The following is a 9640-nucleotide window of genomic DNA, read 5'->3' as shown; positions in this document are numbered from 1 at the left end:
CGAACGGCTCCTTCCGTCCTCCCGAAGCGACCGTTCGCGACCCCTCGGCGCCCGTTCGTCCGTACGCGCGCCCGCGCCGCCGCCTCGCGCTCGGCGCCGCCGCGACGTCCCGGCCTGCTCCGATGCGTCGCGAACGGCTCCTTCCGTCCTCCCGAAGCAACCGTTCGTGACCCCTCGGCGCCCACTCGTCCGTACGCGCGCCCGCGCCGCCGCCTCGCGCTCGGCACCGCCGCGACGTCCCGGCCTCGCATCGGCCTGCTCCGATGCGTCACGAACGGCTCCTTCCTCCCTCCCGAAGCGACCGATCGTGACCCCTCGGCGCCCGCGCGCGAGCGGCCTGCGCTCGGCCCCCACCGAGCACGACCAGGCATGCTGGACGGATGACCGACGCCGCCCCGTCCCCCGACCGCCCGCGCCGTGCCCGCAGCCAGCACGTGCTCACCGTGCTGCGGACCGAGCGCCTCACCGGCCACCTGGTCCGCGTGCACCTCGGCGGCGACGGGCTCGACGCGTTCCTCGCCGAGTCCGACCCCGAGCGCCTCGCCGCGACCGACCGCTACGTGAAGCTCCTGCTCCCGCCGCGCGGCTCCGACCTCCAGCCGCCCTTCGACCTCGACGCGCTCCGGGCGAGCGTCGCCCCCGAGCAGCTGCCCGTGCGCCGCACCTACACCGTCCGCTCGGTCGACCTCGAGCGGCGCTCGATCACCGTCGACTTCGTCGTGCACGGCGATGAAGGGGTGGCGGGACCGTGGGCGCTCGCCGCGGCTCCCGGCGACCGGATCGCGCTCTCCGCGCCCGGCGGCGCCTGGTCGCCGAGCGCCGACCCCGAGGTCGTGCACCTGCTGCTCGGCGACGACTCCGCTCTGCCGGCGATCGCCTCCGCCCTCGAGGGGATGTCCGCGCACGCGCGCGGCCTGGTCCTGATAGAGGTCGACTCGGCCGCCGACGAGCTCGCGCTTCCCGCTCCGGCCGGAGTGGAGGTGCGCTGGCTGCACCGCGGCGGTCTCGAGGCCGGCCGGGCGCTGGTCGCGGCCGTCCGGGCCGAGCCGAGGCCCGAGGGCGTGCTCGAGGTCTTCGCGCACGGCGAGCGCACCGCGATGAAGCAGCTGCGCGCCCTCCTGCAGGACGAGTGGGGCGTGGAGCGCCGGGCGCTCTCGCTCTCGGCCTACTGGGCTCTCGGCCGCGCCGAGGACCGCTTCCAGGCCGAGAAGCGCGAGCCGGTCGGCGCGATCTTCGCCGACTGACGCGGGAGCGCACTCCGTCCGCACACCTCCGGGAAGGGACCAGCCTCGGACCCACCTCTACTCCGGTCCCCACGACAGGACCGTCCGATGGCGGTCCGGCCCTGCGAGCCTCGCGCCCGCCGCCCCCGCCGTTCTGCGGGCTGCTCGACCGACACGATGGGGAGAGCCCCCGTGGGAGTGCTGATCTTCGGCGCCTGGCGGCGCCGGATCGAGTTCGAGGACCGGACGCTCGCGAACGTGCGGATCGCCGTGCGCGCGCGGATGGAGCAGGGGCAGCCGTTCCGCTTGACCTGGAGGACGCTGCAGGAGTCGGAGCCGCGCTCGCACGCGATCCTCGTGCAGCCGAACGCGGTGCTGGAATACCGCTTCGATCATCCCCGTCTGCACGCCGTGAACCGCCTCTGGCTGCGCGAGCTCCTCACCCCCGCGTCCGGGCGCGACATGGTCGTCGCCGCTGAGCCCGAGCAGGCGCCGCTCCTCGGTGACGACCGTCCGTCCCCGGTTCCCGAGGGAGGGCTCGCGGCCTAGTCGGAGCGGAGCCCCTCACTGCCGAGCGAGGCCGACCGGGAGCCCGCCCGCGAGGGCGGCGGCGGATCCGAAGAGCAGCGCCCCCACCCCGCCCAGGGCGGTGGCGACGACGGTGTTCAGCACGGCTCCGACGAGCGCGAAGCCCAGCACGTTCGGCAGCGAGAGGATCGCGTCGAGGTCGATCTGATCGCCGACGACCTGCCCGAGGAGCGTGTCGGCCTGGGTGAAGAGGTCCGAGTGCACGAGCAGCGGATGGGCGACCAGGACGGCGACGAGGCCGAGTATCGCGAGCGCGAGGCCGAGCAGGAACGAGAGCTTCACGGCCGACCAGAAGTCGACGTGCACGAGCGCGAGGCGGAGCGGAGCCTGATCGCCGGCCGGCTTCCCGGAGCCGGTCATCGGGCGTCAGCGGCGCGCTGGACGACGTCGACGACGACGAGGGCTGAGGCGGCGGCGGAAGCGAGGGCGCGGTTCACGAAGGTCTCCTTGGGCGGGACGGGCGCCGGGAGCAGAGGCTCGGCGGCGTTCTGCCAGAGTCCCGGGCCGGAGGAGTCCGGTGCGTCGTCCGGGAGTCGCGTCCGGTGCGCCTCGGGGATGACCGCGCGTCCGCTGCTCCCTCCGACAGCCCGCCACCCGCCGAGGGCCCCTCCTCTCCGGCGTGCGGTCGATGCGGATCGCCGCCTGCCGCTCGCAGGACCTCCCCCGCGCGGTGGATCCTGCCCGGACATGGAGCGCCGCGCAGGACGCCGCGGCCACCGCCCCAGCGGGACTCCCGCCGACACGGATGTTGCATCGCCGCCGCAGCCGGACATGTACCTGTGACTCCGCGAAAGGGGAACCATGAGCATCCGCTCCCGAGACGACTTCTCCGAGCTGTACCGCGCCCACTTCGACGACCTGCTCCGCTTCGTCCGCCGCCGCGCTCCCGCCGCGACGGTCGACGACATCGTCGGCGAGACCTTCCTCGCCGCCTTGCGTCGCCGGCAGGACCTGCCGGAGAACGTGCGGCCCTGGCTGTTCGGCACCGCCCGGCACGCGATCCTCAACGCCGCCCGCGGCGAGAACCGCCGGCAGGCGCTGGCCGTGCGGATCGGGACCCTCGCCCCGGAGGAGCAGGCCGACCCGTCGGTCGGCGACCGCCTCGACCTGGAGAGCGCGTGGAAGCGGCTGCCCCTCGCCGAGCAGGAGGCTCTGGCCCTCCACGTGTGGGAGGACCTCCCGCAGGCCGAGGCGGCGCAGGTGCTCGGCTGCTCCCGGGCCGCCTACGCGATGCGGCTCACCCGCGCGAAGCGGCGGCTGGCGGCGCTGCTCGCCCCCCTCGACTCCACGCTCCTCTCCGGCACGGCAGAACGGACCCTCTCATGACCGACCAGCTCCTCGACCTGCTCCGCGCGCACGACGCCGAGCCCCGCACCCCTCTCTCCGCTGCCGAGGCCGCACGTCGGGACGCGTTCCTCGGCGAGATCCTGGTCAGCGAGGACGCGTCCGCTCCCCGTTTCTTCCGCCCCCGCGACTGGGCCGTCGCCGGCGCGGCGACCGTGCTCCTGGCCGCCGCAGCCGCAGCCGCGGTGGTCGTCGTGGTCCCGGGTCTCATCCCCGGCACCGGCTCCGTCGGGCTGAACCGCGCGGTGCTCGCCTCCTGGACCGCGATCCCCGAGCGCATCCTGCCGAGCTCCGAGCTCGGGCAGTCGGCGACGCAATGGTGCGCGACGAACCTGCAGAGCCCCAACGGCGAGGCCGGGCCGGCGGAGGTCTCGCACCTCGACGCGCGCGGCGACGCCGCCTCGATGATCTACCGCTTCGACGACTCCCTCTACTACTGCCTCAGCGCCGGGAACGGCGCGGGGATGTGGGAGGTGGCGGACGCCGCACCGGTCGGCCCCCTCGCCGCGGACGCGGTCCAGCTCAGCTCGGCCGGAACCTTCGGAGAGGGGGACGCCGCTCTGATCTACGCGGTCGGCTTCGCGGGCGCGGACGTGGAATCGGTGGTGCTGAACGAGGCCGGCGTCGAGCCGGTCGTCGCGACCCTCGAGGGCGGCTCCTGGACCGTCTGGTGGCCCTCGTCCGACGGTCTCGCCGCCGGGCCCGCCGGCACGGTCACGATCACCACCCGGGACGGCTCGAGCCGCGAGGTCCCCATCGACTCCCTCTACCGCCCGTGAGCGGGCCGCGGCACTCCCGTTCGGACGGGCCGGAGCAGGAGGGGACGGGTGCGCGCGTCCTGTCCACGCGCTTCACCGACGTCCACTACCTCGACGAGGGACCGGAGGACGGCACTCCGCTCGTGCTCGTGCACGGCTTCCCCGACGTCCCCGCCACCTGGGACGGCGTCCTGGAGCTGCTTCCCCCCGGACTCCGGGTGGTGCGCCCCGTCCTGCGCGGGGTCGGGCGGACCCGTGTCGTCGACCCCGGGGCGCGGTCCGGGCAGGTGGCCGCGCTGGCCACCGACCTGCTCGATCTCCTCGAGGCGCTCGACCTCGGGCCTGTCGTGCTCGTCGGCCACGACTGGGGAGCACGGACCGCTCACGCCGTCGCGGCGCTCGCGCCCGAGCGGGTCGGCGCACTGGTCACCCTCGCCACCGCGTACGGACCGTCGAGCGAGCTGAGCGGCGGCGAGGTCCTCGACGCCGCCGCCGCGGCCTGGTACCGCTACTGGCTCTGCACGGCCGCGGGAGCGGAGGCGTTCCGGGGCGACCCGGCGCAGCTCGTCCGCTGGGCCTGGCGGGAGTGGTCGCCTCCGGGCTCCCTCCCGCCGGAGGCCCTGGAGGAGGTCCTCGCGGCGACGGCGACCAGCGGCTTCGCCGACACCGTCGTCGACTACGACCGGCACGGCGCCGGGGAGGCGCCCGGCCGGGCCGTGTACCGCGCCGCGCAGGAGGCCCTCGACGCCTGGCCGCGCCTCGACGCGCCGACGACCTTCCTCCTCGGGACGGCCGACGGCTGCGAGACGCCCGCCCTCGCACGGGCGAACGGCCGGTACTTCTCCGCAGGCCGGGAGCTGATCGAGCTCGACGGCGTCGGCCACTTCGTGCAGCGCGAGGCCCCCGGGGCGGTCGCGGCCGCGATTCTCCGACACCTCCGACCGGTCGTCCCCTCACCCGCGCCTCCCGGGACGCGCTAGAGCGTCTGCGGCCGCGGACGGTCCGTGCCCACCCCGCGGACGCTCCTGCTGGAGGCCGCGAGGAGCGAGGCGACGAGGACGACCGCGGCGCAGCCGAGCAGGGTGCGGTCGAGCCCGACGAGGTCGGCGAGCGGGCCCACGAGCGCCTCCCCGAGCGGCACGGCGAGGAAGGAGCCGACCATGTCGTAGGAGTAGACCCGGGCGAGCGCCTCGCGGGGGACGTGGGTCTGCAGCGACTGGTCCCAGGCGATGGCGAAGATCTCGAGCGCGACTCCGCCGAGGGCGAAGGCGAGGAGGAGGGCGGGGAGCGCCGGGAGGATCCCGAGGGCGGCGACCGGGACGGCCGTCACCGCCATGAGGGCGACGCCCGCCCCGAGCGCCCGGCGGGGCCGCCAGCGCAGCGCGATCACGGCCCCGATCACCAGGCCGACGGTCTGCGCGGCGATCACGAGTCCCCATGCCGCTCGGCCGAAGGACCGGTCGGCGACGACCGGGCCGAGGACCGTGGTCGCGCCGACGAACGCGGCGTTGACGGCGGTGAACTGCGCCACGACGATCCACACCCAGCGCCGGCTCGTGAACTCCCGCCACCCCTCGCGGAGGTCGGCGAGGACGGAGGCGCCCGGGCCCGAGCGGACCGTCCGCGGCAGCCGCACACGGGAGTAGAGGACCGCGGCCAGGGCGAAGCCCGCGGCGTCGACCGCCAGCCCCCACCCGGGACCCACCAGTGCGACGAGCGCGGCCCCGCCCGAGGCGCCGACGATGCTCCCGGCGTTCAGGCCCAGGCGGAGCAGGGCGTTGGCCGGGCGGAGCTCGCCGACCGGCACCGTCTCGGGGACGAGGGCGGCCGCGGCGGGCAGGCTCATCGCCGCGACGGCGCCGTTGAGCACGCTGAGCACGACCAGGGCCGCGACGGTCGCCGTCCCCGTGATCACCGTCACGGCGACCGCGGCCTGAGTGGCTGCTGCCGCGAGCGAGGTGCCGACGAGGATCACGGAGCGGGGGAGCCGGTCGGCGAGGACGCCGCCGAGCAGCAGGACGGCGACGTTGGCGAGGGAGCGCGCGGCGACGACGAGTCCGAGGTCCGTCGGCGAGCCCGTCAGGTCCAGCACGGCGAAGGCCAGGGCGATCGGAGCGACGGCGTTGCCGAGGACCCCGGTCGTGCGGGCGGCGAGGAGCCAGCGGAAGGGGCCGTGCGCGAGAGGCCCGTGCGCCAGCGGCCCGCGCCCGTCGCGGGTCACGGCCGGCGGAGCGGGAACATCGCGGTCGTCATCGACACCGGCGCGGTCCCGGGGGTCCTCGGCGGCCGGGCCGCCGCGTGCAGCAGCGCGGACGCCTCCCCGACGTGCCGCACGACCCGCCGCCAGACCTCGGGGTCGACCCAGAGCTCCGCGTCCGTCGAGAGCTGAGGACCGTCCGCCCGGCTCGACGAGCGCCGCCGGAGCTCCTCGATCAGGGCCTCGAGGTGCAGGTCCCGCTCCTCCTCCGGCCCGGCGTCCACTGACGCGGTCACGTCGAAGGGCCTTCCGGAGGCCTCGTGCCGGTACCTCTTCGCCTCGCCGCCCCGCAGGCGCACGGTCTCGACGACGGCCACGAGCCCGGCGCGCTCCAGCACGCGGAAGTGGTAGCTCGCCGTCGCCTGCGACAGCTGCAGCTCGCGGGCGGCCTCCGCGGCGCTCATCGCCGCTCCCGTCACCAGGGACAGCAGGCGGAGGCGGATCGGATGCGCGGTGGCGCGCAGCTCGTCGAGAGAGGACATGCGGCCATGGTGACCGGCGGCTCCCGCACCGTCAAACAGGGCTTTGGGGGTGGGGCGGCGCTCATCGGGCCGCTCCGGTGCACATCGGGCGGCGCTCGCCGGGCCGCTCTGACGAGCGATCCGGAGGGCCCACCGCTCTCCCCAGCGATCAGGGATCGGGGCCCGGAGTCGTCCTCCGGGCCCCGTCGCTCACACCTGGGCGGTGCCGCTGTCCTCGACCGGGCCGGACGCGTCCGACTCCTCGGCGATCTCGGTGTCGGTCTCGTCGGCGCGGTCGCGGAGCGCGTCGGCCATCGCGCCGGCGCCCTCGGCTCCGTGGTCGTGCTCGACCTGGTCGATCAGGCCGCCGAGCTTCTCGTCGTTGCTGGCGTCCTCGGCTCCGTCCATCACGGGGCTGTTCTGCTCGTTGTCGCTCATGGCGCTCCTCCTGGGTCGACCGGCCTCTGCGCCGGTGGTCCGACGCTACGCGCGCGGCCCGTGCGGTGCAGGTGATCGACGGGAATCGGCCGGTCCGCTATCGGGGTGCCGAGCGACGTTCCCGGTCATCCCCGAGTCGAGCGGATATCGCTTTCCACCCTCCGGAGAAGTGAGCGGATATCGCCTGTCGAATGAGCCCCTATCGCTTTCCGGCGAGGTGAACAGTTCTCTCAGAGAAGTGCCCCTCGGAGACCCTCCCTGCTATGATCGGGCGACTTCTGCACCAGGGACCGGGGGGTCGTTCTCGGCGGACGATCGATCATCCACACGCCTGTTATCTCGATCATCACCAGTGAAGGCGCGTATGGCTTCGTATCTCTTCGTCTGCTCCGGCGGCGGGCATCTCAAGGAGATGTTCGCGCTCTCGGGGCTCCTCGGAGTCGACCCGGAGGAGCAGCACTGGGCGACTGTCGACAGCGCCCTCAGCCGCACCCTCCTCACCGACCGGCGCGTGACCCACCTCGCCGATCCGCCGCCCCGCGCCGTGGTGCCGGTGCTCCGCAACGCGATGATCGGCCGCTCCCTGCTGGCCCGCGGGTCCTTCGACGCCGTCTTCAGCACCGGCGCCAGCCCCGCCCTCTCCTTCCTGCCGCTCGCGGCCTCGCGCGGCATCCCCGCGCACTACATCGAGAGCGCCGCCCGCGTGCTCGGCCCGTCGATGACCGGTCGGATCCTCGCCCGGGTCCCCGCCGTCTCGACCTACACCCAGTACCGCTCCTGGGCCGACGACCGCTGGAGCTTCGGCGGCTCGATCTTCGACACCTACCGCGTCGAGGACGTCGTCCCGCAGCCGATCCGCCGCGCCGTGGTCTCGGTCGGCACGCAGGACGGCTACCCGTTCCCCCGCTTCTTCGCCGCGCTCGCGCCGCTGCTCGAGGGCGTGGAGGTGCTCTGGCAGACCGGAGCGAACGACGTCTCCGGGCTCGGGATCGACGGCCGCCACTCCGTGCCGCACGACGAGCTCAACGCCGCGATGAAGGCGGCCGACGTCGTCATCGCGCACGGGGGAGTGGGCACCGCGCTCAGCGCCATCGAGCAGGGCCGGGTGCCGATCCTGGTTCCGCGCCGCGCCTCGTTCGGCGAGCACGTCGACGACCACCAGGTGCAGATCGCCACCCGCCTGGCCGACTCCGGCCTCGCGGTCACCGTCGACATCGAGGGCCTCTCCCGCGAGACGCTCGAACTCGCCGCGGCGAGGCGGGTCGTCTCCGCCGATTCCGCCGTGCCCTTCGTGGTGCACGAGACGGCCGAGAAGTCCTCGGGCCTCTCCCGCCGTCTCTTCCCCTCCTCCCGCTGATCCCCGCCCGAGCGACCAGACGTGATGAGAACGACATCCACGCGTCATCCGCGGCCCGTACACTCTCGAATGGGTTGGGGGGCCGGACGTCACTTCATGTGCGTCGAATTCGGAATGGTCGGCCGACTCGACACTGATGGCGAAAGCTCCGAAGGATTCTCGATATGACTGACACCCCGCGCGGCCTCTCGCGCCGCCTCCTGCTCGCCGCCTCCGCTGTCGGAGCCGCCGCGACCGCCTCCGCGCTGGTGGCGACCCCGGCGCTCGCTGCGCCGAACTACAGCGTGATCCCGAGGCTCCCGGGCGAGGTCTCGCGCCTCGACACCAAGTTCTCGAAGAGCGGCAACAAGCCCTACGAGATCATCGATGTGAAGATCGGCAGCGACTCCACCCGCCTCTTCGTCCCGCACTCGGCGAAGCCGAAATCAGGCTCCTCGGTGCCGGTCGCCTGGTTCTACCACGCCAGCGGCAGCAGCTTCAGGGCCCTCGACAAGGCCTACTTCTACTCGGCCGATCCGCTCGTCGACCTGGGCTTCGTCAGCATCTGCCCGGACTTCGGCGGCCCGAGCAACTACACCAACCCCACGGCGCTCGCCGTGCAGACGGCCGCCACAGCCTGGGTGCAGAGCCTCTGGAACGTCCGCGGGAGCTTCCTCCGCTCGAACTCCGGCGGCGGCGCGATGATGTGCTGGGCCTACGCGAAGAAGATGGTGCCGAACATCTACGGGGCCTACCACGCCAGCAGCGTCTTCGACGTCGAGGACCTCGCGGCGCGCGACGACAGCCAGCCGAACCGCGTCCTCGCGGTGTACGGCGGAGACCGGGCGCTGATGCGCGCGACCAACCCCGCCCGGCTGCCGCAGTCCGCATGGCAGGGCATGCGTCTGCGCGTCAGCGCCGGCACGGCCGACCAGCTCGCTCCTGCCGAGCTGCACGGCGGACGCCTCCGCCGCCTCGCGCTCCCCGTCGCCAAGGAGGCGACGATCGCCTACCACAACAGCGCCGGCTACGAGGGCGGCCATGTCGTCCCGGACTTCACCAACAAGGACTCGGTCGGGACCTTCCGCCGCTGGCTCCAGGAGGGCCCCGCCTGATCCGCGGCAGGACCGACGCGACCCCTCCTCCCCGGGGGTCGGCGCCAGGGTCGAGCAGTGGAGGAGGAGGGCACGGCATCGCAGGCGTCCCAGCCGCCGAGAGGCGGCTCGCGAGGGCAT

General features: G+C 74.2%; 11 protein-coding genes. 7 read left to right on the top strand and 4 right to left on the bottom strand.

Annotated features, from left to right (window positions below; all coding sequences use genetic code 11):
* Positions 1-380: 380 nt before the first annotated feature.
* Both C5C37_RS12705 and C5C37_RS12700 read left to right on the top strand, forming a co-directional pair.
* Positions 381-1244 carry a siderophore-interacting protein gene (locus C5C37_RS12705; protein WP_104226607.1) on the top strand — a complete coding sequence of 288 codons (864 nt, stop codon included), beginning with the start codon at positions 381-383 and terminating at the stop codon, positions 1242-1244.
* A 156-nt stretch (positions 1245-1400) separates the two neighbouring features.
* Positions 1401-1772, top strand: coding sequence for a hypothetical protein (locus C5C37_RS12700; RefSeq protein WP_146078977.1), 372 nt, complete (start codon positions 1401-1403; stop codon positions 1770-1772).
* A 15-nt stretch (positions 1773-1787) separates the two neighbouring features.
* Here the strand turns inward: C5C37_RS12700 and C5C37_RS12695 are convergent, their stop codons facing one another.
* Complete coding sequence (locus C5C37_RS12695) at positions 1788-2171, bottom strand: DUF3566 domain-containing protein (RefSeq protein ID WP_104269484.1); 384 nt, start codon at positions 2169-2171, stop codon at positions 1788-1790.
* A gap of 441 nt (positions 2172-2612) precedes the next feature.
* Here C5C37_RS12695 and C5C37_RS12690 point away from each other — a divergent pair, with 441 nt between their 5' ends.
* Genes C5C37_RS12690 through C5C37_RS12685 form a run of 3 tightly spaced genes read left to right on the top strand, consistent with a single transcriptional unit; the run spans position 2613 to position 4893 of the window.
* A complete protein-coding gene (locus C5C37_RS12690; protein WP_104226610.1) occupies positions 2613-3137 on the top strand; it encodes an RNA polymerase sigma factor in 525 nt (174 codons plus the stop codon).
* Entirely contained in the window at positions 3134-3934 is an 801-nt protein-coding gene (locus C5C37_RS17575) for a hypothetical protein (protein ID WP_181127420.1), read from the top strand. The genes C5C37_RS12690 and C5C37_RS17575 overlap by 4 nt, the downstream gene beginning before the upstream one ends.
* Positions 3931-4893 (top strand): alpha/beta fold hydrolase, encoded by a 963-nt coding sequence (locus C5C37_RS12685; RefSeq protein ID WP_181127419.1) that lies wholly within the window; start codon positions 3931-3933, stop codon positions 4891-4893. Before C5C37_RS17575 ends, C5C37_RS12685 begins: the two co-directional genes overlap by 4 nt.
* On the opposite strand, the gene C5C37_RS12680 is transcribed toward C5C37_RS12685, so the two are convergent.
* The 3 genes from C5C37_RS12680 to C5C37_RS12670 all read right to left on the bottom strand — a co-directional run bounded on the left by C5C37_RS12680 (position 4890) and on the right by C5C37_RS12670 (position 7069).
* A complete protein-coding gene (locus C5C37_RS12680; protein WP_258065665.1) occupies positions 4890-6134 on the bottom strand; it encodes an MFS transporter in 1245 nt (414 codons plus the stop codon). The genes C5C37_RS12685 and C5C37_RS12680 overlap by 4 nt on opposite strands.
* Positions 6131-6652 carry a helix-turn-helix domain-containing protein gene (locus C5C37_RS12675; protein WP_104222473.1) on the bottom strand — a complete coding sequence of 174 codons (522 nt, stop codon included), beginning with the start codon at positions 6650-6652 and terminating at the stop codon, positions 6131-6133. Before C5C37_RS12675 ends, C5C37_RS12680 begins: the two co-directional genes overlap by 4 nt.
* Before the next feature lie 189 nt (positions 6653-6841).
* The gene (locus C5C37_RS12670) at positions 6842-7069 is read right to left on the bottom strand and encodes a hypothetical protein (protein WP_104226612.1); all 228 of its coding nucleotides are present in this window, start codon (positions 7067-7069) and stop codon (positions 6842-6844) included.
* A 364-nt stretch (positions 7070-7433) separates the two neighbouring features.
* Between C5C37_RS12670 and C5C37_RS12665 the strand changes: the two genes are divergently transcribed.
* Together C5C37_RS12665 and C5C37_RS12660 are read left to right on the top strand one after the other, a co-directional pair.
* On the top strand, positions 7434-8426 hold the full coding sequence (locus C5C37_RS12665; RefSeq protein ID WP_181127418.1) for a glycosyltransferase: 993 nt from the start codon (positions 7434-7436) through the stop codon (positions 8424-8426).
* 164 nt (positions 8427-8590) lie between these two features.
* Positions 8591-9520, top strand: coding sequence for a S9 family peptidase (locus tag C5C37_RS12660; RefSeq protein WP_104226614.1), 930 nt, complete (start codon positions 8591-8593; stop codon positions 9518-9520).
* The last annotated feature ends 120 nt before the right edge of the window (positions 9521-9640 follow it).

Origin of the sequence: Rathayibacter sp. AY1F9 (assembly GCF_002932155.1) — a bacterium.
Taxonomy (GTDB): Bacteria; Actinomycetota; Actinomycetes; order Actinomycetales; family Microbacteriaceae; genus Rathayibacter.
This window is presented reverse-complemented; position numbering and strand designations above follow the sequence as displayed.